This window comes from Proteus sp. Marseille-Q3619 (assembly GCF_965283115.1).
This window is the reverse complement of the sequence record NZ_CBDIMP010000001.1, coordinates 623,282-647,453: the sequence shown is the minus strand read 5'-3', so window position 1 is coordinate 647,453 and position 24,172 is coordinate 623,282. Positions and strand designations below refer to the sequence as shown.

The window sequence follows — 24,172 nt, the reverse complement described above, 5'->3', positions numbered from 1 at the left end:
GGGGTTACCTCTGCGCTAATTGAAAAAGCTTTGTGCAAGCGAGCCTAGTATTAATTGCCAACCATCTACTAAAACAAAAAGCATGAGTTTAAATGGCAATGAGACGGTGGCAGGTGGCACCATCATCATACCTAGCGCCATCAACACACTGGCAACAACTAAGTCGATAATAAGAAAAGGAATAAAAATCATAAAACCGATTTGGAAGGCGGTTTTTAGCTCACTCGTAATATAAGCAGGCACCAAAATACGCATTGGTACACTTTCGCGAGTTTCAAACGCAGGCGCATCGGCAAGACGAGCAAACAGAGCTAAGTCAGTTTCACGCGTTTGTTGCATCATAAACTGACGCAAAGGTTTAGAGCCATTCTCTAAGGCTTGCTCGAAGGTAATTTGATCTTCAGTAAATGGCATATAGGCATCTTGATAAATTTTATCAAAAACCGGTGCCATAATGAAAAAGGTCATAAATAACGCCAAACCAAGAACCACTTGGTTTGGTGGTGCAGAAGGTGTACCTAAAGCATTACGTAATAATCCAAGGACAATAATAATGCGGGTAAAACTTGTCATCATCAGCAAAACAGCAGGAATAAACCCCAACGCTGTAATGAAGATTAATGTTTGTACTGGTAATGACCAACTTTGACCACCACCCGGTAAAGGCTGTGTAATAACACTCGGAAATTGGGCAAACGCACTGGTAGGTAACAAGATTAAAACCAGCACACTAGCGAAGAGACGCCAACGCTTTAATGCGTTAAAAAAAGTGACACACTGATGCATTATGAGTTGCCTTTATCTCGCTTTAGCGTTTTTTGTAATATTTGAGTAAACAATGGCGATGTTGGTGATGAGTTCGCTTCCTGCGAGGCTTTATCAGGGACGGGTAATTTATGCAGCAGATTTACCTGCGATGCAGTTACACCTAATACGAGCCATTCCTGTTCTACTTCAACCACCACCACACGTTCTTTCGCACCTAATGAACAACTTGCTTTAACGCTAAGTTGTGCTGTCGTTCCTTTAAATGAACCACGGGCAAAGCCAAAACGGCGAAATAACCACATAGCAACAATAATAAGAACGATAATGCCTGCAAGTGCCGTGCTAACTTGAGCAAGGCTTTGACCTACAGGCAATGGTTGTGTAGGTGTTTGAACAGTTTGTGTTGTAGCGGGTGCGGTAGTATTTACCGCACCTTGGCTGGAAAAGGAAGGAAGCTGTTCCATAGATTAACGGCTCAGACGACGCATACGTTCTGATGGCGTAATGATATCGGTAATGCGAATACCGTATTTATCAGAAACAACTACAACTTCACCTTGAGCGATTAAATAGCCATTGATAAGAATATCAAGAGGCTCACCAGCTAAACCATCCAGTGAAACGACAGAACCTTGTGACAGGCTCAGTAATTTTTTAATGGTCATTTTGGTACGGCCTAACTCTACTGTTAATTTGACTGGAATATCCATAATCAAATTGATGTCAGATAGATGGTTCAGCGTATCGTCTTCAGGTAAAAGATGTTCAAATAGATCGGAACTATTATCCTGGCTTTTCCCAGTTTGCTGTTCCATTGCATCAGCCCACATATCCTCAGCCGATTGTGAATTATCAGTTGGGCGATTTGCATCACTCATTGGTTTGTTCCTCATCCAGAGCGTTTAAAACAGGGTTAATTAGGTGTTCAACACGAAGGGCATATTGCCCATTTACTGTACCGTATTGGCTTGTTAATACGGGCACACCATCAACATGTGCAATCAATCTTTCTGGTCTATCAATTGGGATAACATCCCCAGCTTTAAGTGTTAGCACTTTTGATAAACGCAGTGGGATGTCAGCAAAGTTTGCGACCAGTTCTAGCTCTGAATGCTGAACTTGGTTGACTAAACTATCTAACCAAACCCCATCTTCTTGACGAACATTTTCAATTGGTGGATTAATTAGTCGTTCACGTAATGGCTCAATCATGGCAAATGGAATACAAATACTAAATTCCCCAACCATTGAACCAATTTCCACCTGAAAAGGTGTTGTAACAACAATGTCATTCGGTGATGAGGTGATATTGGTAAATTTCACCTGCATTTCAGAACGAACATATTCCACCTGAATTTTGAATATGGAATCCCAAGCATCACGGTAGGCATCAAGTGCCAGTTTCAACATTTTGTTGATGATCCGCTGCTCTGTGTTGGTAAATTCACGTCCTTCCACAGGGATTGGAAAACGGCCATCACCACCAAACAGGTTATCTACCGCGATATAAACCAGATTGGGTTCAAAGGTAAATAATGCTGTTCCTCGTAAAGGCTTTAAATGCACCAAGTTAAGGTTTGTTGGCACAGGTAAGTTACGAGCAAAGTCGTGATAAGGGTGAATTTTAACGCCACCAACAGTAATGTCAGGACTCCGACGGAGCATGTTAAACAGCCCCATACGGAATTGACGTGCAAAGCGTTCGTTAATAATTTCTAACGACTGTAAACGTTCTCGAACCACACGACGTTGCGTGTTGGGGTCATAAGGCTGAATATCCGGTTCATTCGGATCCTTCGCTATCGCAGGTTCCCTGTTCGCGCTTTTTTTGGCGTCGTCACCTGATGTGTCATCATTCAGCAGAGCATCAATCTCTGCCTGTGAAAGGATATTATCGCTCATAATGATTATCGCAGAATAAACGTGGTAAACAGTACATCGGAGAGGATCTGTTCAGATTCTCCCGGTACGAGAGTCGGTCTCAGCGTTTCTTTTACATCCGTCATTAGCTGGAGTTTTCCATTGTCTGTCGCAAGCTTATTAGCCTGTTGACGAGAAAGCAGTAATAACAAGCGGCTACGAACCTCAGGTAAATAATCATGTAGACGTTTACGAGTTTCTTCATTATGTAATCTTAATGTGATCCCTATGTAGAGCACTCTGTCTAAGTGTTCTTCGTCATCAATTAAATTTACTGTAAAGGGTTCTAATGACATAAAAACGGGTGCTGGTATAACTTTTTCCTGATTTGTGCCCGCTGAACCTGATTTAGCATGCTTCAATGCCCACCAACTATATCCACCGAATGCCGCTGCAATAATGGCGATCACCAATAATACGATGATCAGAATTAAGCTATAGCTTTTACGTTCATTGCTGTAATTAGACATGGACAGTTAAATTCCTGTTTTGTAGTGGATACGTGTTCACTGTTGTGGACTTCCATATCCATCTAAATCAACCTTAATTATCCCGCTATTTCTGTTTTTTAATTGCAGAAACAGATAGGGAAAAAACCATTAACTCTTACGTTTATTGACATAGGGTGTCCTCCCAATACATTTGTATTAGGCAAAAATATCAACACCACCACGAGCAGATGCTAATTCTTGAGGCGTAAGGGTTATCTTTTGTAGTGCCGTTTCAGAGGCTAATTGCAGAGAATTACCCTCGCTTCCTTGATGATTATCGGCACCATCTCCACTAAATTGAGAGGAATCTGACATATTTTGTTGTTGCCAACTGTCATGAGTGTCGCTAGACACCTGACTCTGCGTGAGCTGGATCCCATTTTCAGAGAGAGCTTGACGCAATTGATGCATGGCATTTTCTAATACAGAACGAACTTGTCCGTTTTGTGAAGCAAGGTGCAACTGCGCTTGCCCATCTTCTATTTTCATGCGGATATGCAATGAACCTAGCTCTTCAGGGTGTAAACGTAGCTCTGCCTTTTGTAAGCCATTACGGCTAAACATCACAATTTGTTGATTTAGTTGCTGTTGCCACTCTGGTGTTCCCACTTGTGCATTTAATACCTGTGCTGCCATCGGTGAAAATTGCATTTGTGGTTGTGTTGAAGAGTGAGCATGACCCGTAATGCTTTGCGAAGCCAAAGAAGAAGAGGTAGAAAGGGTGTTGTGAAGATCGCTTTCTACAACACGATTACCTGTCACCATTTGCTGAGCAACATTGTCCGCTAATTTTGCATTTGCAACTTGCTTATCGCCGTTTAGCAATGCATTCACTTTTTCTGCTGTTGGCGTTAAAAGTGTCGCAATGCTATCTACTTTTTTCGCAGAAGGCTTTTCTGTTTGATTAGCAGCGACAAGCGTACTTTCTGTTGCTAATGTTGCCGTCTCTGGACGTAGCTGGGTTAACAAGGACTTTTCATCTGATTTTGATAGATTAAGCTTGTCGGTAAGGTTGAAGTCCGACATATCACCATCTTTTGAAATAGTGCGTGCTAACGAGGCTAAATCTTCACCACGTTTAACTGATTGAGGCTGTTGTAATGCTTGAGTCAGTTGCTCTGAGGGAAGGGTAAGCCGTTTTAATCCAGGTAGTCCTGCTAACTGAACGGGAAGTTCAGCGGCAAGTTCTTCTGCTGACATTAATAAAGAAGGGGTTTTATTTTCAACAATAGCCGCAAATTGTTCATTATCTGGCAAAGTCAGAGTCAATTGAGATTTTTCAAGAGATGACTCTTCTATCACATTGGGTTCTGTGGTGACAGACGCAAGATGACTACCGTCTTCTTTTGTTTTGTCTTCATCAGAGTGTGAATGTGCTTTGTTTTCTTTCGTTGAATGGTTTGTGATATTGGTTGTCTTTTTATCACTCTGTGTATTTTGGGGTTGAGAGCCCAAAAGCTGAGCAAATGTCGGGGCATTATCACCGGGCTGACTATTTGAAGCGGATGTCGTTCCCGAAGAGGCTGCAGCGACATCCATGGTCAGAAGCGTTATCTCCATCAAGTTGTTCTCCGTAAAGTACTACGCTGTGCGTACTCGTCCATTTGTTTCTGTTCAATACGATCAAGATGTCGCTTACGGCTATCTTCAGCACGTTGCTCCAAAGTCTCAAATGCATTGAGTCGTTGCTGTTTTTCTCTCCATTGTTCAGTTGCAAGATCGAGCTGCGTCTGCCAATGTTGAAGTTGTTGTTTATGTTGTTCGATAGTCAATTCGAGCGTTTTGAGAAATTGTTGGTAGTTTTGCCACGATGCTGACGACATCCCCCCCAAATTCAACGTTTCATTTAGACGTACACGGTATTCATCCTGATACCCAATCAACATATTGAGTTGCTGTTCCATTTGTTGATGACTCTGCCGGACCTGAGCCAGTTGAATAGCGGCTTGTTCAGCCGCTGTCTGTGCCAGTTCTCTCAGTGTCACTAAAGGTGACTGCTCCCGCATTGGAACCCTCTTTACTTTCTCTGATTATGTTCAGAATTAGTTTACTGTGATCAGTTGATTAAGTTGCTCACATGCACTTTGATAACTGCATTGCTCTTGGATATCTTGTTGTAAGAACTTCGCGAGGGACGGATAAAGTGCAATGGCTTTATCAAGCATAGGATCACTACCCGCAGCATAAGCACCTACGTTAATTAAATCGCGGTTACGTTGATAGCTAGACAAAAGCTGTTTAAATACTTGTACGCGACGATAATGTGTTTTATCAATCAGTGATGTCATTGCACGGCTAATAGAGGCTTCGATATCGATAGCAGGGTAGTGCCCAGATTCTGCAAGAGAACGCGAAAGCACAATGTGACCATCTAAAATCGCACGAGCAGAGTCTGCAATTGGATCTTGCTGATCATCGCCTTCAGTTAAAACAGTATAGAACGCCGTGATAGAACCACCACCATCAACGCCATTTCCCGCACGTTCGACTAGTGCAGGTAATTTAGCGAAGACAGAAGGTGGATACCCTTTGGTTGCAGGCGGTTCGCCTACAGCAAGAGCGATTTCACGTTGCGCCATACTGTAACGTGTGAGTGAATCCATAATCAGTAAGACATGTTTTCCGCGATCACGAAAATCTTCTGCAATACGCGTTGCATAAGAAGCACCTTGCATACGAAGAAGTGGTGATACGTCAGCAGGTGCTGCTACAACCACAGAGCGTGCTAAACCTTCAGTACCGAGAATATTTTCGATAAAGTCTTTAACTTCACGTCCACGTTCACCAATTAATCCAACAACAATGACATCAGCTTGGGTAAAACGCGCCATCATACCTAATAGCACACTTTTACCTACACCAGAGCCTGCAAAAAGCCCCATACGCTGACCACGACCCACGGTTAACAGTGAGTTGATTGCACGCACGCCTACATCCAGTACATCCGTAATAGGGGTACGTTGTAGTGGGTTGATAGGTGGAGTGATCAGTGGCGCACGATAACCTGTATCGGGTGGCGGTAAACCATCTAAAGGATAACCAGAGCCATCTAAAACACGCCCTAACAGCGCATCTCCAAGAGGCAATTGGCGACCTTCATTTTCACCACCCGGAGTGGCCTGTGCATAAACACGAGCACCCGGTGTTAATCCCTCGACTTCCTGTAAAGGCATTAACAACATTTGGCTACCATTGAACCCAACGACTTCACTTTCAACTTCTTCAACAGTTTTACCAATGGTACGTTCTATTAAACACGTAGAGCCAAGGGGCATAACAAGCCCCTTAGCTTCCATGACTAAACCTGTTGCTCTGGTTAAACGACCATATTGACGTACACGCGGAATTTTATTTAAACGTGCTTCTGCATCACTGAGTTTTTCTAACCAACGCCCCAATCTTGCTGTCATTACAACGCCTCCGGAGCAGCAAGACGACAAAGCTCATGCCAACGAGTTGCAATCGTGGCATCAAGATCGCCATCATTTGTCACAACACGGCATCCACCAACATGAATACTGTTATCGGCAACCACTTTCCAACCATGAGCAGAAAGTGAATCACCCAGCTCTTTTTCAATTTGTGGAATATGTTTTGGGTTAACTCTTAACTGTGGGTTATTTGAGAACATTTGTTCTTGTTGCAACATTAAGGTTATCTGCGCCAGTAATGCAGACCCATCACAAACAGCAGGCTGACCTAGAACTTCTTTTGCCGCTGTGAGGGCGATTTGCATTAAACGTGAAGCAATAACACTGTCTAATCCATTTAAAGAGTGCCTAAACTCAGCCAACAATCCTTGCCATTCATTAATTAATGGTGATTGTTGAGCAATGCCTTGGCGAATACCTTCTTCAATACCTGATTGTAATCCAGCCTGATAGCCTTCCTGATAACCCTGGTTTTTCCCTGCCTCAAAGCCTTCAGCGTGACCCAATTTTTGAGCCTTTTCTTTCATGTCATCAAGCATATTAATTTGCTCAAGGACTTTCTGTTGCTGAACGACTTCTTTTTCCTGTTTTTCGACTTCCTTTTCGTCTTCTGTCGTGTCCTCGACATTTAATGCCCAATCAGTGAGTTCTTTGGGAACCCAAGGCTTCCAGTTAGTATCAGTATGTTTATCAGACATAGGTATCGTCTCCTCCATGAAGAACAACCTCACCAGTCTCTGCTAATTTGCGTACCACAAGCAGAATTGCTTTCTGCTCTGCTTCCACTTGAGACATACGAACAGGGCCGCGAGAACTCAAGTCATCACGCATGATCTCAGCAGCACGTTGTGACATATTGGCAAGGAAGTGATCGCGCAGCTCTTGATCGCATCCTTTCAATGCCACAACCAAGGAGTCGGATTCCACTTCCTGTAGAATGCGCTGAATTGAACGGTTGTCGATATCGATAAGGTTTTCGAACAGGAACATTTCGTCGATAATTTTTTGTGCCAATTCGCCGTCGTAATCGCGAACCGCAGTAATGACATTCTCTTCTTGCTGGCTCTTCATCAAGTTGATGATTTCAGCAGCAGTACGAACACCACCCATTTTACTGCGTTTGAGGTTTTGACCATCAAGCAGGTTATTCAGTACTTCAGTTAACTCTGCTAATGCTGACGGCTGAACACCCCCAAATGTCGCGATACGAAGCATCACGTCATTACGCAGTTTCTCATCGAACAGTGCCAGAATATCTGCCGCTTGACCTCGTTTAAGGTGAACCAAGATGGTTGCGATAATCTGCGGATGTTCGTCGCGGATAATATCGGCAGCCATTTGTGGCTCCATAAAGTTAAGTGTTTCAATCCCTGTTGAAGTTTCTCGTGTTTCAGAGATCTCATCTAACAGGTTATTAGCGCGTTCTTCACCCAAGGCTTTAACAAGAACAGAGCGCAAGTAGTCATTTGCATTCACGTTCAATGCGGCATATTGAACCGCATCTTCTTCAAAGCTTGCCATAACATCAATTAATTGCTGATTTGAGATATGGCGCATTGATGACATTGCAATACTGAGTTGCTGAACTTCTCGTGTACTTAGATGTTTAAATACTTCCGCCGCTCGGTCTTCACCGAGAGTTAGTAACATAACGGCGCTTTTTTCGGTTCCAGTTAAGTTATTACTCATTGCTCTTTACTCATCCATTGACGAATTACCATTGCGACGACACGAGGATCTTTCTCTGCCATTTCACGGATACGTTGGCTCTGCAATTCGGCACTCACACGTTTACGTGCTTGTTTACGTCTTGCTTCGTCATCTAATTCTGCTTCATCAACATCATCTTTAACTTGTAGCTTGGTTTTCAGCACGGCTTTCTGTGCAGCAACTTCAGCTTCACGGCGTTTTTCAAGCTGTGGTTTCACCAGTTTGCGCCATAAGATCCATGCGATGATGACAAGTAATAACCAGCGACCTAAATCTAATGCTTTCGCAAGAATATCTGGGTTTTCCCATACAGGAACGGTGATCACTTTCTCTTCAATATCGTTAAACTGTGAGTTCACGACACTTAAAGAGTCACCACGCTCTTGGGAATAGCCCATCGCTTCACGAACAAGCCCTTCAATTTGCTGAATTTGCTCATCAGTTAGCGGAACAAGTTTAGTTTCAACAACAGGCTCTTCGCCTTCAGTGGCTTCTTTTTTATCTTCAACTGTTTTGTAGTTCACAATAACAGCGACAGAAAGACGCTCGACATTACCTACTGGACGCTTGATATGGCGAATTCGGCGATCAACTTCATAGTTGGTTGTTTCATCTAAACGGCTATTACTGTTTGGATTACGCGTTAATGTGCGATTTGTACCCGTTGCATTGGCGTCATCTGCTTTTTCACCTTCTTGCGCTTTTGGCGCTTCAATAGGTGCTTGTGGTGGAGCAACAGGTTGATTAGATAATGCACCAGGAACACCGCCAGCTAACATGCCACCGTTTTGCTCACTTTGGCTCAATTGTTTTGAACGCACTGCAGCTTGATTTGGTGGTTGGTTTGGTTTGTACTCTTCAGCAGTCTCTTCTGTATGAGAGAAATCAACTTGAGCAGTCACCTGTGCATGAACGTTTCCACGACCCACAATTGGGCCTAATAACGTTTCAATACGTTGCTGATAACGGCTTTCTAGCTCTTGAACATATTTCAGTTGGATAGAGTTAAGATCACGACCTAATGCATCAGGTTGTGTCAATAATTTGCCGCTTTGGTCGACGATGGTCACACTGCTATCAGGCATACCTGCAACACTGCTCGCAACGATATGCACGATGGCATTAATTTGACCTTCATCCAGCGCTCTACCCTGTAAAAGACCCACCGTAACGGATGCAGAAGGGGATTTCTGTTCACGAACAAAAAGAGATGGTTTTGGTAGTGCTAAATGAACTCGGGCATTTTGTACAGGACCTAATGTCTCGATAGTGCGAGCAAGCTCACCTTCAAGTGCACGTTGATAGTTAATCTGTTCACTAAATTGGCTGATCCCGAACTTTTCTTTATCTAACAGTTCAAAACCGGCAGCACCGCCTTTTGGAAGCCCCGCTTGCGCGAGTTTCAGGCGTAATTCATGAACCTGATTGTCAGGCACCATAATCGCTGCGCCATTTTGTGACAAGCGATAAGGTACATTCATCTGTGTTAACTGTGTGACAATTTCGCCACCGTCTTTATCGCTAAGATTACTATAAAGCACTTTATAATCAGGGCTTTGTAACCATAAAAATGCAGCAACAAAAATGGCAATAGCCGCCGAACCCGCAATAATGAGCGGAATTTTCGGATCGGCTTTTATCCGGTTAATAATGGCGTTAAAACCCTTATTCTGGTTCACAACGTCGGTTTTTTCGGCATTCATAGACAATCCTTGCCTTGTAGTTCGGGATGAATACTAAAAGCGTGGCGTAACAAAACAGACTCCCCTTACGCAAATAAATAAACCTACTCTCAGGTGTCTCATTATTGGCCTTTTGCGTTTCATTTAATGGCGTAATTAGCCCTTAACTTTTGCGTTAATTACTCGCTTTGGAATGAAGCCCCTGTGTTAGGGTATAACTCGGTAAGCGTGTTGGTTCACTTCCTTACTATGACATTGATTCAGTAATTGAATTAGATGATTAACGCAGAGGTTTATATGTCAATTCCAGCTATTGAAAGTGTTCTGGATAAAATGCAAATCCAGACTTTGCAAGCATCCAATATTGCGAAACCCCAGCCAGTACAAGCAGGATTTGCAACTCAGCTTGTTCAAGCCGTGGGTAAAATTAATGAAACTCGAATGAATGCAACCAACAAGGTTCAAGCGTTTACCTTAGGTACACCAGGTGTTGAATTAAACGATGTGATGGTGGATATGCAAAAATCCAGTATTTCATTACAAATGGGCATACAAGTACGTAATAAGTTAGTTGCCGCTTATCAAGAAATCATGTCGATGCAGGTGTAGTACCTTATCATTTGATAAAGGTGACTTTTCTTTTATATAACGTGATAAGAAACACCTAATCAAAATAGAGTGGGGCATCTTGCTCAATATCATTGAATAGATGATATAAGCTTTCGAATGTGATTAAACATTCGAATACTTATACTATTGTTTGCTATTTATGATAATGAGTGCCCCTTTGTGCAGATAGGATAGTCACATCATTTTATTGATGTGCGCTTTTGCACATCTATATCAAAGTAACTCACTCTTTTATCTCTTCTTATATTTCAAAAAAGATCAAAAGTAATGGTTAAATAAGTTACTTAACCTATTATTCGATAGAGTAGTAATGATATGAACAATATTGGAGAACGTTATTGTGGTTGAAGTTATTTTTTCTGTCCATCCAGAATCAAGTGCACCTAGAAATGTCAGTGGTCAAATATTAAGTAAAGAATATGGCTCGCTTTCAGATTTTGAATTGGCAAAAATAGATGAAATGATCTGTCTTCAACATGGTGAGGACGAAAAGGAGATTTCATTATGGAAAGTAAAAAATGTAAAACGAATTATACGAAAAAACAAAGACGTCTATATAGTTTCTTGCTTTTTCCATTTTGAGTTTAAATAAGTCTGAGACAGAACTCATTATTTTGAGTTCTGTGTCCAAATAAGATAAATGAGCTAATTTAAAAAGTAGAAACGTCATTGACAAAAATACGAATTAAATAACAAATCCATACTAGACCTTCCTTTTAGAGTCAGCCCTATTATCTTCTTAAACGAGATTTAAGGAGATAACTATGTGGAAATTACTAAGAGATAATTGGTTTATCTGTGCCTTGATGAAACCGTAATTGCCAATCACTATGATGGTTTTTTATCCAGACAGATGAGTGGTGAGTCTGCTTTATTTTTTTATTTGATAGCTGGTATAAGTTAACAGCATCACAGCATCACAGCATCACTTAGTTGTGAACCTTGATAATCTTCTTAATAAATCGCTATATTGCTATTGTCGTTTGTAAGATTGTTAATTGTATCTGTTTTATTAACGCAAACGTCAAAACGACAAAATTCCATAAAATCATCATGCAAAAGTTGAATAAGTACATCTGTATTTTTCGGTTGGTGCCCTTGTGAAGTATTTTCTTTTGTTGGAGGGCAAAACTGTACTGCTAATATTGGTGATAATGGATTGCTACTCTCTGAATTTCCTTTAGAAGAACTGACTGCGGGTACTCAATCAGTCATTGTCGTCGGTTGGCATGACGGTGAACGTAAACGTTTTTCGACTTATTACCAAGGGATTGATTTTGAAGGTAGTATTTATTGGATCACAAAAGATCCTCAAACAGGGAAAAAAACGAAGCATTATAGAACGAATACCTATAAAACAACCGAGTTAGGCGAGTTGGTTTTGCTGAGAACAGATGAACGTGAACAAGATATTTCTTGGCAAAAAGACTAATGTTTGCTCAAAGAAAATTTAATACGCTCCAAAGCTCAATAATTTTATTGGGCTTTTTCTAATGGTAAATATTTAATAACATTTTAAATAACTAAAAATAAAACCAGCTCACATACCAAGATGAATAGTTATGATAGTAGTAAGGTTTTTATAACTTAATGAAAAAATAATGGGATTACTGATTAAAGCACTGATAGGTGCGTTTGTAGTGGTATTAATCGCCGTTTTATCGAAATCTCGTCATTACTATATTGCGGGATTGGTTCCGTTATTTCCAACTTTTGCGCTTATTGCACATTATATTGTTGGCTCTGAACGTTCTATTGATGCGTTACGAACCACAATTATTTTTAGTTTATGGGCTGTTATTCCTTATATGATTTACCTTATTTCACTCTATGTGATGATCAACTATGTAAAACTATTTACAGCATTGGCTACGGCGGTTATTTGCTGGATTATCGCGGCTTGGTTGCTTATTCAGTTATGGAATAAACTTCATGGATAGAGTATTTACTCTTACCTATTTATTACTACGCCAAAAAATAAAGATAGAGAGAATATGAGAAAAGCACTACAACAAAAAATAATTCAAATATGTAATGACAAAATTTCAGCTAAAGGAGAGGGCGTGGGATTATCATTTTATGCTTTTTTTGCTAATAAAAATGACAACCCTGAATTAATTATGGAAGTTGCAACATGGTGGATAATGATACATAAATTTGATCACTTTGAAAAAGCAGTAAAAATAAAAAAATTAGTGCAATCAGAAATGGAAGATCACGGCTAATTTTCCTAGGATGAAGTTCATCTTTTTATAAAACGATTTTATTAAACTAAAAATTATTGATTATTATCACATTAAAGCCGGTCATAAACGGCTATGGTAATTACATGATTAATAACGTAAACGGTGATGATATGGAATATTGGTTTATTGCGTATAAAGTGCGTTCCAGAAATGGTGATACCTACGCCGGACATAAAATTGTAGAAACAGAGAGTGGGATCACACCCCATATTGCGTTAGAAAAAGCATGTCAGGAAGTTGCTGAAGGAGCACAAGCTGATATTCCTGCGGTGAGAGTAGTTGCTTTTAATCGTTTATAAGACATTCTACCTAATAGAAAATCCTACATTTAATTAATGTGGGATTTTTTTATCTAAATCTAAGAATTGGTTATTTAATGTACTTTATTTATAAACCGATTTAGTAATCGAAATAATAAAAAATAAGGTGTTCATTTATATAATTTAATTACATTGATCTGATAGCGCTTTTTTGTTTCTTTTACTTAAGTAAGATTCAATTATGTGATCTCAGCTCTACTAATTTATTTTTACTCATTGAATAAAAAAAGGCTTATGGTTAATGTGCATGTGGGCTAAGGAATAGCTCAATACAAGGAAATAAGAATCATTATTTTGATTTTTTAGTTATTAATAAAAGGAAATTTAATTATGACAGTATTAACCGTTTATTTATGTGGTACCGGATCTAACTCATTTGATAATAATAATCCGACCTTCTGGCAAGGCGAATTAGTCTCCACTTTAGCGCAAAACAACCAAGGAAGAGAGTTTGCACAGTGGTTTATTGTTGATGGCCCAGGTAGTGGTAATCTGCAAGAAGATGATTTATGGGTTGAAAGTCCTAATTACTCTGATATCAAGGGTTCGCTATTTGGTAGTGGTTGGGAAGAAAACGTGAAGCATGCACTTTGCTTAATGAAAGGTAACTTTGATTGGCAACGTGAAAAGTTAACCGAAGAGCAGTATAACCAACTGAAAAAAGCGGGCATTCCCATTGAAGATGTCAAAGTAACAGGCTCTTTTTTATGGCGTAAATATGACTATGGCGATCGTCAAGTCACTCAGCAACAACTTCAACAGCAAATTATTCGAATCTTCCGTAAAGATGGCATTATTCCAACACAAGTTAACTTAGTGGGTTGGAGTCGTGGTGGTATTACTTGCCATATGTTAGCGAATGCGATGTTGGCAGATCCTCAATTAAAAGATATTCCTGTGAATATTTTTGCTATTGATCCTGTTCCAGGGCCACTGAATTTCCAACCTGAAAAAGTCACGCTTGGTAAAAACGTTAAAGAATATGTCGGATTTTATGCAAGAGATGAACGCTCTAAAGGATTTACTTGCGTGATCCCAACCGTCGCTGCTGATACAAAAATGCATATTTTCCCTATTTCAGGACGCCATGCCACATTAGTGGGTAATGCTTCTATTGATGGTAGTGAAGGCGAAAATGCATTATATGCACCGGGTCTAGTGGTTCGCCACTTTGCAGAAGTCTGTTTAACTCGCTGGGGCTGTGATTTAGCAAATAAATTAGCCTTAACTGATACACAAATTACAGGCTATCACACCGATATTGCTAATGATGCAGATAAATATATAGCAATGCGTCGTAAAACCTATTCTATCCATGAAAGTACGGGTAAAGATGAACGTAAAGTTTCATTAGGTAAAGAGGGTAAAGCATTCTCTGAGATCCACGGTGGACAATATAATCCATCAGTAGGTTTAACCGCAGATTACTTATCTAATCAGCAACTCTATGATGTGATTAAATAAATTATTATTTATCAGATTATTATGAGCTAATAAATATCCTCCGGCATAGCCGGAGGTTTTTAATATGCGCCTATAAGGCTTTGTTACCTGCCGCGTCCTAACAGACGCATATAACGGCTCTGACATTTGCATCTATATGTTACTTACTGCCCGTAAACGGGCTACCTGGATATGGAATCGATAATTGCTCTCCCATTTTATCTTCTTCCAACTGATGTTTTATGTATTCCCGTATTCGCGAGGTATTCTTACCTACTGTATCCACATAAAAACCACGGCACCAAAACGCCCTGTTTCTATACTTGAATTTTAAATCGCCAAATTGTTCGTACAGCATCAGACTGCTCTTACCCTTTAGGTAACCCAAAAAACCCGAAACACTCAACTTTGGCGGTATTTCCAGAAGCATATGAATGTGATCTGGGCAACACTCCGCTTCCAGAATATTCACATTTTTCCATTCACATAATTTTCTGAGTATGCTACCTACTGCTCGGCGTTTCTCGCCGTAAAATGCCTGTCTTCGATATTTTGGTGCGAAAACCACATGATATTTACAGTTCCACCGTGTATGCGCTAAGCTCTTTTCGTCCTCCATTGGGACCCCCTTTTGATTTTTTGTTGAACTATTGCAGTTGCCAGACCGCAATATGTTTTAACAAATCAAAAGGGGTTTTATAACTGGCTTATAGCTGTAAGCTTTCCGGAACCCCCGGCCTAGCCGGGGGTTTTCTGTGCACAATAAGTCGCCCACAGTGAAGTGGGCGATTCTAATTTCAATCATTATCACATTATTTATCACAGTTTCTGACTAGGAAAATGAGGGGTGATTTAATATACTACCCTTTGAGAGCTAACAGAATTCCAATAGACATAGACAGACTGTAGGAGGTTTCTATGCCTGAGTTTACTGTTAGAGTTGAGTTATCTGATCCTGAAAATGCAGACTATGTGTTATTAACACAAAAGATGGTAAAAGAAGGATTTAAAAAAGAGATTGATGGATTCAAAGGTAAATATGTTCTGCCTCTTGCAGAGTTTAATTACCATACTGAAACTAAAGATCATAAAGAAGTTATCGAGTTGGCTTTTTCAATTGCAGAGAAAATAACCTTAAATCCTGCCATTTTAGTGACAGAAGTAAAAAATAGAGCGTGGAAAGGGTTAGAACGACTTTAAGATTATCTTTATAAAATAGATAAGCAAAGTAATAAAGGCTCGTGGGGAGTCTGAACGTATTGAGATTGATAGTTTTATCGTCTACTTTTCTATATTGAGTATCTATTCTTTTGCGTTTCTCACTATAAAAACGCACTATCAACATTATCATTTCATTATTTATATTAAACACAAATTTTGTCGATGATATCGCATTATCATTGATTGTTTTGTTATCACTTTTAAACCACGGGATAAAGCGTATGAATTGGATTTTAAAATCATTTTCACAACTCACCACAGAGGAGCTTTACGCTATTTTGGCATTAAGAAATCAGGTTTTTATTTGTGAACAGCAATGTGCTTATCAAGATCTGGATGGGTTAGATCAAAATACATTACATCTGTTTGCGAAAGGGGAAGAGGATCAGCAACTGATTGCTTATGCACGCTTATTACCGCAAGGTATCGCATTTAAAGAAGCCTCAATAGGGCGAGTGATTGTTGCTCAACATCAGCGAGGAAGTGGTATTGCTCATCAGTTAATAAAAGAGGCGATTGCAACTACGTGTCGTCAATTTAATACCCATACAATAAAAATAATGGCACAGACTTATTTAGTCTCATTTTATCAATCACATGGTTTTGTTATCGATTCAGAAACTTATCTTGAAGATAACATTCCACATATTGATATGGTGTTAGTGCAATCTGTACAATCTATGTCTATGTAATCAAAACCAAAAGAACAAAAATGGTAAATGTTGATTTTCACGTTACCGATAACAAATTAAGCTGAATAATAAGAGATGTTATTTTCTAAATAAAGACGCCATTAGCTAATAAAACCGCTTTTGGCGCAGAGGAGAGTTATTTCAGGTTGAGATCAGGATAATAACTATGTTCTGTAAACTGACCATAGCTATTTTGTACCCTCTGCTCTTGTTCAGTCTGTCTTATTAATATGCCAAGCTCATCTAGACGAGCCCGTAATAAATTTCGCGTCTCATTTTCGTTTTCTAAGATTTTCTTTAGCATATCTGTGAGGCGTTGTTGTAGTCTCAGCTCACCGTCAGCAGGTTTTATCATCTTAGTGATACTTTCTACGCTTTTTAAATAATCCATTTCCATTTCTATCAGCTTATCCCATTGCTGATCTTTGGCAAGCGTTAACATTTGCTCACTTGATTTTAAAACATGCTCGTAAGCCGCCATAATATCCATATTGTTATCCACTCTAATTTAATAAGAATTAATCTGTGTGCCGATTTGTTGCCAAGCATCAGAAATTTCAGTTAAGAGCTTGATGACTTCATGAATTTTTTCTGGATTATTTTTTAAGTTAGCATTGAGTAGCTGATTAACCATATAGTCATAAAGGAGCTCCAGATTTTCTGCAAGCTCGCCACCTTTTTCTTTATCCAAACCTTGCTTTAACCCGTTACCAATAATATTAATGGCTTTAGAAATATTTTCGCCTTTACCTACGATATTTCCTTGCTCCATTAATATTAATGCACGGCGAAGGGCGCTAAGCGCCCCATTAAATAGGATCTGGATCAGCTGGTAAGGCGTGGCATTTAAAATCTCGCTTTCAACGTCGATTTGAGCATACATTTTACTGGCTGATTGTTGATACATATTATCCTACTTTTAAAAATTACATTAATAAACGGCCGATTGATGCACTAGAGTTAGTCATGGAGTTCACCATTTTATCTAACTGTTGGAACTGATTTTTATAACGTTCCATCGTGGCGGCAATATTGCGTTGAGTGTTTTTAATTTGGTTATCTAACGTTTTTTTACGTTTTTTTACACCATCAGTGGCAATATCTAAGGTGCCATCTGTAGATTGCAGTGTTTTCTTTAGGTAATTATAGGTTTGAGTACCAAATCCTGTCTCTTTACCATCACCCATAAAAAACTCTTTGACGTTAGCTGGCTTTTCTTTTAACGCATCATCAAGTTTTTTATTGTCGATTTCTAATGTGCCATCGACTTTAAATTTAATACCCATTTTATTAAGGGTATCTAATTCAGATGTGCTTTGTGAGCTAGTAACAAAGCTTTTTAGCTCAGACATAATCATACGGCTGGTGCTATCACCTAATAAAACCCCGTTGTTTTTAGACGATTCTTCGCCTTTTTCAACTTGGGTGTATTTGGTTAAATCTTTATACGTTGTGCTCAGTTCGTTATAAGCATCAGTCCAGGCTTTAATCGCCTTTTTCATTGGTTCAATGTCACGCGCTACATTGATAATTTCAGGCTTATCGACACCATCTTTATTATTGTCAGTGGTTTTTTTCAGATTTAAAACGATCCCTTCAGGCGCATCTTTAATCTCATTAGTCTGACGTTCAATCGCAATTCCGTTAACGGTTAATTTCGCATTTTTAGCGTCAACAATTTGTCTCATGCCTGATGTATGTGATGCATCGTCTTTGGCCGTTGAATTCGACAGGAATTGATTTAACTTATCATCACCTTCAACGGTGATTTTCATTTCAGATTTAGTACCTTCTTTACGTGAAGTTAGCACTAAATAGCTAGTATTATCATCAGCTTTAACAATAGTCGCTGAAACATTACCTTCTTTTTTATTGATAGCATCACGTAATTCAAGAATTGAAGTTTGTTTATCTTCTAATTCGATACGTAATGGTTTTTCTTCGCCGGGTTGTGTAATAACTAATGTCCGTTTATTACCTTCACCTAAGGTTTCCCCAAGCGGTTTCTTTACATCACTGACTGCTGTAGATTTTAATGTTTGAGCTTGAGCTAATTGGGTAACAGAAACGGTGTAGTTACCGACACTTGCTTTACCATCAGTGGTAACTTTAAAAGCATCAAATTCATCTTCAACTTTAGTACCTACAATTTTGTCGAATTTTTTTAAATCTTCTGATGCTTTTTGTAATTTATCGAGCTGTCCGCGCATTTTACCGTAAGCAGTAATTTGAGCGTCATAGCTTTTCATCTGTTTATCAAGGGGTTCAAGGCGCTTATTTTCCGCCGCTTCTAATTGTGCCAATGTTTGACCTAGAGGCATCCCTGAGCCTACGCCTAGTGAAGCAATACCAGCCATACTGGTCTCCTTTCTGTGTTCGTAAAATGATCCTCAAAAAATGTTATCGGTAGAATCGGCGAAAAGTTTACGTCTATTTAGTATTTTTGATGAGTGAAACAGGCTGCCATATAGAAGCCTTTTATTGCCATTGATGACCAAAGTCGAATTTAGATGGGTTAAAAAAACGTTGAGACGAAAATTGATAAAAAATAAATAAAAAAATGATAATTTAATTTCTTTATTTATCATTAACTTGATATCGATTCTATAAAAAATCGCAGAAATTTTTGTAGGAAAAGTTAAAGGTTGTATGTGGAGTGCCGATAAACTTGTTGCCGGTGATTAACACCGAAAATGAATAGGCAAACTTTTATTTTATCGACTTGATTTTAAAGGAATCTAGCTATGGCACAAGTCATTAATACCAACTATCTGTCTCTGGTAACTCAAAACAACCTGAATAAATCTCAGGGAGCTTTAGGAAGTGCAATCGAGCGTCTGTCTTCTGGTTTACGTATCAACAGCGCGAAAGACGATGCAGCAGGTCAAGCGATTGCTAACCGTTTCACTTCAAACGTAAATGGTTTAACTCAAGCAGCACGTAATGCGAACGATGGTATCTCTATCGCTCAAACTACTGAAGGTGCTTTGAACGAAATCAACAACAACTTACAACGTATCCGTGAGTTAACAGTTCAAGCTAAAAACGGTTCTAACTCAGAATCAGATATCAAATCAATCCAAGAAGAAGTTGGTGAGCGTTTAAAAGAAATCGACCGTATTTCTGAACAAACTCAATTCAACGGCGTTAAAGTACTGAGCGGCGAAAAAGAAAAAATGACCGTTCACGTTGGTACTAACGACAAAGAAAAAATTGAATTTGATCTGAAAAAAGTTGACAGCAAAACGCTGAAAGTAGACTCATTAGAAGTCGGTGCAGAAATTTCAGGTATGTCTAAAGACAAATTTGATGCATTAATTGCTGGTTTAACAGACACTGATTTAGATACATTAAAAGTTGGTGCTGGTGATGCTCCTACATTAGCAGCTGGTGGTACAGCTAAAGTTACTGTAGATGGTAAAGAACATGATATGACTGTGACTAAATTAGCAGCAGATGCTGATGGTCAACAGTATATTCAAGGTACCGTTGATGGTAAAACAGTAACATTTAAAGCCACTGCAACAGGTGCTGGTGAAGCTGGTAAAATTTCTTATAACGTTGGCGAACAAGTTAAATCTTTAACAGCTGATGAATCAAAAAAAGCTGAGAAATTAGAAACTCAACTGAAAACGTTAGACGAAGCTATCAACACTGTTGATGGTATGCGTTCTTCTTTAGGTGCGATTCAAAACCGTTTTGAATCTACTATCAACAACCTGAACAACACTGTTAACAACTTATCTGCTGCACGTAGCCGTATCTTAGATGCTGACTATGCAACAGAAGTTTCTAACATGAGCCGTGGTCAAATCCTGCAACAAGCTGGTACTTCTGTACTTGCTCAAGCAAACCAAGTACCACAAACTGTTCTGTCTCTGTTACGTTAATTCGTACTCTGACACAAAAGATACCTTTCTATATCAAAGACCCTCATCTGAGGGTCTTTTTTTGTTTTTTACGTTAAAAAATATTCATACTTTTCTTCTAACACTAAGCAGGGGATATATACTGACCATAGTTCCATTGTCTTAGCAACTCACTTATTTATTGCCTAACTACATGTTGAATTATTTAGAATATAGGCTCTCAGTATTTTATATTTAACCCCACTCTTTTTTAGTTTTATTTTTTCTTTCGATCATTTCCTCTTTTTTTTGCAATCAATTATTCCTTACAAATTAACTAACTGGCTTTTATTGCTATTTTCTTGACGTCAAAAATCGTAAAACTCTCAAAATTGATGACGATAGTGTTTAGGCAACGTTATTACAGTGACGTAATAACAAACCTATTCATTAAAAACATTTTAAAATCAAGTTGAAGGAATATTGTATGGCACAAGTTATCAATACAAATTATCTGTCTTTAGTGACTCAAAATAATTTAAATAAATCTCAAGGCGCTTTAGGCACAGCAATTGAACGTTTGTCTTCTGGTTTACGCATTAATAGCGCAAAAGATGATGCGGCAGGTCAAGCGATTGCAAACCGTTTCACTTCAAATATTAACGGGTTAACACAAGCTTCTCGTAATGCCAATGACGGTATCTCTGTTGCTCAAACCACAGAAGGGGCATTGGATGAAATTACTAATAACTTACAGCGTATTCGTACATTAACTGTTCAAGCAAAAAATGGAACTAATTCAACGTCTGACATTTCTTCTATTCAAAATGAAGTTACTGAACGTTTAGCAGAAATTAATCGTATTTCTGAACAAACTCAGTTTAATGGCGTTCATGTATTGAGCGGTGATACCGAAATGACTATTCAAGTCGGTGCGAATGATAAAGAGGCGATCAAATTTAAATTAGATAAAATCGATAATGGCACTTTAGGTGTTGAAAACGATAAATTGTACACTGAATCAACCGTTAAAAAAGGGGTGACTGAAAAGGGAACTGCCGTGCCAACAGCTGATCTTGGTAAGGTGGTAACTGGTGCAACTAAAATGTCAGGTAGTATGACTTTATTTACCTATAAGGAAGACGGTAAAGAAATTAAAGGAAAATATATCTTTAATGATGGTACTAAAAACTATTTAGTTTCAGCATCAGATTTGGAACTGACTGGTGTAACAACAAAAGATGAATTGAATATCAAAGCGTCATCAAAAATAGCGGCTAACGAATTTACCGCCAATGCGGGTGTTGATGTTAAAGTATTAACAGTAAATGATGATGCGTTAAAAACATTAGATTCTGCAATTAGTAAAGTTGATGAAGGGCGTTCTAAATTAGGTGCAGTGCAAAATCGTTTTGAATCAACAGTGACTAACTTAAATAATACCGTCAATAATTTATCAGCTTCTCGTGGTCGTATTTTAGATGCAGATTATGCAACTGAAGTCTCTAATATGAGTCGTGGTCAAATACTGCAACAAGCGGGTACTTCTGTCCTTGCTCAAGCAAATCAAATTCCTCAAAACGTATTATCACTACTTCGTTAATTTCAATCTTAAATAATCCTCAAATCACACCCACTGCAATTTTTTCAGTGGGTGTTTTATCATCAAAACAATCGTTTTTTTAATTAATCATTCATGAGTATTTTAACTTACGCCCAAGAAGCTAAAATATCACAAAATAAAATACTATGATTTATATGTTATTTTTTTATGAACAGAATGCATATTCAATACGTCGATTTCTTTTAATGAGCTAAATTATCAATTTAATTAACGGTTTTTCTAAGGATTAGTCGGCGATCATTTAAGGTAAAGTAGTTCTCGTAATGCAATGACAAATTATTATCAATGAAAACCCAATTTTTACTGAAAATTTGGCATAGGTGAAAAAGAGGCGCTTTTGCTTCACTGTTCAGTCGATTGCTAAATTTATTTAGCCAGATAATGGTTTCCGGTCTTTTATCCAAAGGTGTCTTTTGTTGTGAGTGATTTGTATACCGCCGAAGGCGTGATGGACAAAAATAGCCTCTGGGAGCGATATGTCCCGTTGGTTCGCCATGAAGCATTACGATTACAGGTCAAGTTACCTGCGAGTGTTGAATTGGATGATCTTTTGCAAGCAGGTGGAATTGGGTTATTAAACGCTGTTGAGCGTTATGACTCAATGCAAGGCGCTGCCTTTACCACTTATGCTGTTCAACGTATCCGTGGCTCCATGTTAGATGAGCTACGCAGTCGAGATTGGGCGCCACGCAGTGTGCGTCGCAATGCAAGAGAAGTTACCCATTCTATTCATCAATTAGAGCAGGATCTAGGACGACCCCCATTAGAACAGGAAGTTGCTGATCATTTGCAGATTGAGTTAGCAGAATACCGGCAGATCCTATTGGATACGAATAACAGCCAATTGTTCTCTTATGACGAATGGCATGAAATTTACGGTGAAAGCTGTGAACCGTCTCAAGACGAAGATCATGATGACAATCCATTACAGATGTTATTAGAAAGTGATATTCGCCAAAGAGTCATAGACGCGATAGAATTGCTTCCCGAAAGGGAAAAAATGGTTCTTACTCTGTATTATCAGGAAGAACTTAATTTGAAAGAAATAGGCGCAGTGCTTAATGTCGGGGAATCCCGCGTGAGCCAGCTACACAGCCAAGCCATAAAAAGGCTGCGAGCACGCTTAAACCCAGAGAAATAGAAGTTTTGCTTATTTTTGTTTTTGTTTATTAAGACTACAACACAGGGCTTTATCTCTTATGTCTGTTTCAACACAAAAGAAACGGCCGCTAAGCCGTTACATTAAAGACTATAAACATAGCCAGACTCATTGTCTGCATTGCCACAAGGCGCTTGATCGGATCTCTCTCGTATTCAATCGCCAAGTCATCAATAAAGAAGCCATTTCTGAAATGACAGATTTAGTTGATGATGAAACGTGGGGATCGTTACAAGAGAAGTTTTCTGCGCTATGTCGTTTCTGTAGTGAGATTTACTGTAATAGTGAAACTGACTACTTTGACATTATGTCTTTTAAGCAGTATTTGTTTGAACAAACGGAGATGAGCCACAGTACTGTTCGTGAGTATGTGGTTCGTTTACGTCGGCTCGATGAATTACTGACTTCAACTAATTTTCCGCGTCAAGAATTTACGACAGAGAAAATTCAGTCAGACCTGAGTAAAAAGCTCACTCCCTCTGCATTTAGTAACTACAACATTGCGCTACGTAAGTATGAGCAATATCTCGATTGGTGCCAAGAGCCACCATCGATGAGTAGCAGTCACTAATTGCGCTCAAGAGAGACCTTAAAAGGAGTAGCCTAGCCTACTCCTTTTTCTTTTGTCGCTGATAATCACACTTTATTTACCTTTCTGCTTTTCCTCTTATCTTAAAAAAGTTTTTTGTTTATCCTTTAATAAGGATATTTGCACTAATAACCTATTTTTAGATAAAAAAAAGCGCCCACAGTGGGGCGCAAGTTTCAGGTATTCATAAAGATATAATTAAATCAACTTCTAGGTTGACTTGGGCGTAAGTATATTTACGAAAATAACTCGCCGCGAATAATAAATATAAAAAGAGTGAGAGTAGTCACAGCATTCAAAAAAATAATATTTTGGGCTATCTCTTTAGAAAAATGGAGTAACAAAAGAAAAAACCACCTTTAAGAAAACAAACTTTAAAGGTGGTCTCAAAGACAAGG

At 39.0% G+C, this 24,172-nt stretch carries 28 protein-coding genes; 13 read left to right on the top strand and 15 right to left on the bottom strand.

Annotated features, from left to right (window positions below):
- Positions 1 to 15 precede the first annotated feature (15 nt).
- The 11 genes from fliP to fliF form a co-directional block, all read right to left on the bottom strand.
- Positions 16 to 786 carry a flagellar type III secretion system pore protein FliP gene (fliP, locus tag ACWPWK_RS03040; protein WP_109373791.1) on the bottom strand — a complete coding sequence of 257 codons (771 nt, stop codon included), beginning with the start codon at positions 784 to 786 and terminating at the stop codon, positions 16 to 18.
- Entirely contained in the window at positions 786 to 1,232 is a 447-nt protein-coding gene (fliO, locus tag ACWPWK_RS03035; protein ID WP_109373790.1) for a flagellar biosynthetic protein FliO, read from the bottom strand. The genes fliP and fliO overlap by 1 nt, the downstream gene beginning before the upstream one ends.
- Before the next feature lie 3 nt (positions 1,233 to 1,235).
- The gene (fliN, locus tag ACWPWK_RS03030) at positions 1,236 to 1,646 is read right to left on the bottom strand and encodes a flagellar motor switch protein FliN (protein ID WP_006533153.1); all 411 of its coding nucleotides are present in this window, start codon (positions 1,644 to 1,646) and stop codon (positions 1,236 to 1,238) included.
- Complete coding sequence (fliM, locus tag ACWPWK_RS03025) at positions 1,639 to 2,670, bottom strand: flagellar motor switch protein FliM (RefSeq protein WP_109373789.1); 1,032 nt, start codon at positions 2,668 to 2,670, stop codon at positions 1,639 to 1,641. Before fliM ends, fliN begins: the two co-directional genes overlap by 8 nt.
- 5 nt (positions 2,671 to 2,675) lie before the next feature.
- Entirely contained in the window at positions 2,676 to 3,158 is a 483-nt protein-coding gene (gene fliL, locus ACWPWK_RS03020; protein ID WP_109373788.1) for a flagellar basal body-associated protein FliL, read from the bottom strand.
- 177 nt (positions 3,159 to 3,335) lie between these two features.
- A complete protein-coding gene (locus tag ACWPWK_RS03015) occupies positions 3,336 to 4,739 on the bottom strand; it encodes a flagellar hook-length control protein FliK (RefSeq protein ID WP_109373787.1) in 1,404 nt (467 codons plus the stop codon).
- Positions 4,739 to 5,185 carry a flagellar export protein FliJ gene (fliJ, locus tag ACWPWK_RS03010; RefSeq protein ID WP_109373786.1) on the bottom strand — a complete coding sequence of 149 codons (447 nt, stop codon included), beginning with the start codon at positions 5,183 to 5,185 and terminating at the stop codon, positions 4,739 to 4,741. Before fliJ ends, ACWPWK_RS03015 begins: the two co-directional genes overlap by 1 nt.
- 36 nt (positions 5,186 to 5,221) lie before the next feature.
- Positions 5,222 to 6,589 (bottom strand): flagellar protein export ATPase FliI, encoded by a 1,368-nt coding sequence (fliI, locus tag ACWPWK_RS03005; RefSeq protein WP_088495230.1) that lies wholly within the window; start codon positions 6,587 to 6,589, stop codon positions 5,222 to 5,224.
- Positions 6,589 to 7,308: a flagellar assembly protein FliH gene (gene fliH, locus ACWPWK_RS03000; RefSeq protein WP_109373785.1), complete on the bottom strand. Its 720-nt coding sequence runs from the start codon at positions 7,306 to 7,308 to the stop codon at positions 6,589 to 6,591. The genes fliI and fliH overlap by 1 nt, the downstream gene beginning before the upstream one ends.
- Positions 7,301 to 8,299 (bottom strand): flagellar motor switch protein FliG, encoded by a 999-nt coding sequence (gene fliG, locus ACWPWK_RS02995; protein ID WP_109373784.1) that lies wholly within the window; start codon positions 8,297 to 8,299, stop codon positions 7,301 to 7,303. Before fliG ends, fliH begins: the two co-directional genes overlap by 8 nt.
- Positions 8,296 to 10,023: a flagellar basal-body MS-ring/collar protein FliF gene (gene fliF, locus ACWPWK_RS02990; protein WP_109373783.1), complete on the bottom strand. Its 1,728-nt coding sequence runs from the start codon at positions 10,021 to 10,023 to the stop codon at positions 8,296 to 8,298. The genes fliG and fliF overlap by 4 nt, the downstream gene beginning before the upstream one ends.
- 276 nt (positions 10,024 to 10,299) lie before the next feature.
- On the opposite strand from fliF, the gene fliE reads away from it, so the two are divergent.
- The 7 genes from fliE (at position 10,300) to ACWPWK_RS02955 (ending at position 14,662) form a co-directional block, all read left to right on the top strand.
- Positions 10,300 to 10,611, top strand: coding sequence for a flagellar hook-basal body complex protein FliE (gene fliE / locus ACWPWK_RS02985; protein ID WP_162558386.1), 312 nt, complete (start codon positions 10,300 to 10,302; stop codon positions 10,609 to 10,611).
- Positions 10,612 to 10,972: 361 nt separating this feature from the next.
- Positions 10,973 to 11,224, top strand: a complete 252-nt coding sequence (locus ACWPWK_RS02980) for a hypothetical protein (RefSeq protein ID WP_109373781.1) — start codon at positions 10,973 to 10,975, stop codon at positions 11,222 to 11,224.
- Between the two features lie 567 nt (positions 11,225 to 11,791).
- Positions 11,792 to 12,064 carry a hypothetical protein gene (locus tag ACWPWK_RS02975; protein WP_109373780.1) on the top strand — a complete coding sequence of 91 codons (273 nt, stop codon included), beginning with the start codon at positions 11,792 to 11,794 and terminating at the stop codon, positions 12,062 to 12,064.
- A gap of 169 nt (positions 12,065 to 12,233) precedes the next feature.
- Positions 12,234 to 12,572, top strand: coding sequence for a GlpM family protein (locus tag ACWPWK_RS02970; RefSeq protein ID WP_196564485.1), 339 nt, complete (start codon positions 12,234 to 12,236; stop codon positions 12,570 to 12,572).
- 54 nt (positions 12,573 to 12,626) lie between these two features.
- The gene (locus ACWPWK_RS02965) at positions 12,627 to 12,857 is read left to right on the top strand and encodes a DUF6500 family protein (protein WP_109373778.1); all 231 of its coding nucleotides are present in this window, start codon (positions 12,627 to 12,629) and stop codon (positions 12,855 to 12,857) included.
- Positions 12,858 to 12,961: 104 nt separating this feature from the next.
- Positions 12,962 to 13,177, top strand: coding sequence for a hypothetical protein (locus tag ACWPWK_RS02960; protein ID WP_023581839.1), 216 nt, complete (start codon positions 12,962 to 12,964; stop codon positions 13,175 to 13,177).
- A gap of 351 nt (positions 13,178 to 13,528) precedes the next feature.
- Positions 13,529 to 14,662 (top strand): hypothetical protein, encoded by a 1,134-nt coding sequence (locus ACWPWK_RS02955; protein WP_109373777.1) that lies wholly within the window; start codon positions 13,529 to 13,531, stop codon positions 14,660 to 14,662.
- A 139-nt stretch (positions 14,663 to 14,801) separates the two neighbouring features.
- On the opposite strand, the gene tnpA is transcribed toward ACWPWK_RS02955, so the two are convergent.
- Positions 14,802 to 15,260, bottom strand: a complete 459-nt coding sequence (tnpA, locus tag ACWPWK_RS02950) for an IS200/IS605 family transposase (RefSeq protein WP_109373776.1) — start codon at positions 15,258 to 15,260, stop codon at positions 14,802 to 14,804.
- Between the two features lie 299 nt (positions 15,261 to 15,559).
- Between tnpA and ACWPWK_RS02945 the strand changes: the two genes are divergently transcribed.
- Both ACWPWK_RS02945 and ACWPWK_RS02940 read left to right on the top strand, forming a co-directional pair.
- The gene (locus ACWPWK_RS02945; protein ID WP_109373775.1) at positions 15,560 to 15,841 is read left to right on the top strand and encodes a hypothetical protein; all 282 of its coding nucleotides are present in this window, start codon (positions 15,560 to 15,562) and stop codon (positions 15,839 to 15,841) included.
- A gap of 242 nt (positions 15,842 to 16,083) precedes the next feature.
- Complete coding sequence (locus ACWPWK_RS02940; RefSeq protein ID WP_109373774.1) at positions 16,084 to 16,554, top strand: GNAT family N-acetyltransferase; 471 nt, start codon at positions 16,084 to 16,086, stop codon at positions 16,552 to 16,554.
- Positions 16,555 to 16,690: 136 nt separating this feature from the next.
- On the opposite strand, the gene fliT is transcribed toward ACWPWK_RS02940, so the two are convergent.
- From fliT to fliD, 3 genes are read right to left on the bottom strand one after another with little or no spacing between them, the layout of a single operon-like run.
- Positions 16,691 to 17,044 (bottom strand): flagellar protein FliT, encoded by a 354-nt coding sequence (gene fliT / locus ACWPWK_RS02935; protein WP_023581843.1) that lies wholly within the window; start codon positions 17,042 to 17,044, stop codon positions 16,691 to 16,693.
- 18 nt (positions 17,045 to 17,062) lie between these two features.
- Positions 17,063 to 17,461 (bottom strand): flagellar export chaperone FliS, encoded by a 399-nt coding sequence (gene fliS / locus ACWPWK_RS02930; protein ID WP_109373773.1) that lies wholly within the window; start codon positions 17,459 to 17,461, stop codon positions 17,063 to 17,065.
- A 19-nt stretch (positions 17,462 to 17,480) separates the two neighbouring features.
- Positions 17,481 to 18,911 (bottom strand): flagellar filament capping protein FliD, encoded by a 1,431-nt coding sequence (fliD, locus tag ACWPWK_RS02925; protein ID WP_109373772.1) that lies wholly within the window; start codon positions 18,909 to 18,911, stop codon positions 17,481 to 17,483.
- Between the two features lie 387 nt (positions 18,912 to 19,298).
- Here fliD and ACWPWK_RS02920 point away from each other — a divergent pair, with 387 nt between their 5' ends.
- From ACWPWK_RS02920 to fliZ, 4 genes are all read left to right on the top strand, one after another.
- The gene (locus ACWPWK_RS02920) at positions 19,299 to 20,444 is read left to right on the top strand and encodes a FliC/FljB family flagellin (protein ID WP_454208298.1); all 1,146 of its coding nucleotides are present in this window, start codon (positions 19,299 to 19,301) and stop codon (positions 20,442 to 20,444) included.
- A gap of 445 nt (positions 20,445 to 20,889) precedes the next feature.
- Complete coding sequence (locus ACWPWK_RS02915; RefSeq protein ID WP_109373770.1) at positions 20,890 to 22,005, top strand: FliC/FljB family flagellin; 1,116 nt, start codon at positions 20,890 to 20,892, stop codon at positions 22,003 to 22,005.
- A gap of 439 nt (positions 22,006 to 22,444) precedes the next feature.
- Positions 22,445 to 23,167 carry an RNA polymerase sigma factor FliA gene (locus tag ACWPWK_RS02910; protein WP_036912728.1) on the top strand — a complete coding sequence of 241 codons (723 nt, stop codon included), beginning with the start codon at positions 22,445 to 22,447 and terminating at the stop codon, positions 23,165 to 23,167.
- A 58-nt stretch (positions 23,168 to 23,225) separates the two neighbouring features.
- Entirely contained in the window at positions 23,226 to 23,756 is a 531-nt protein-coding gene (fliZ, locus tag ACWPWK_RS02905; protein WP_196573827.1) for a flagella biosynthesis regulatory protein FliZ, read from the top strand.
- The last annotated feature ends 416 nt before the right edge of the window (positions 23,757 to 24,172 follow it).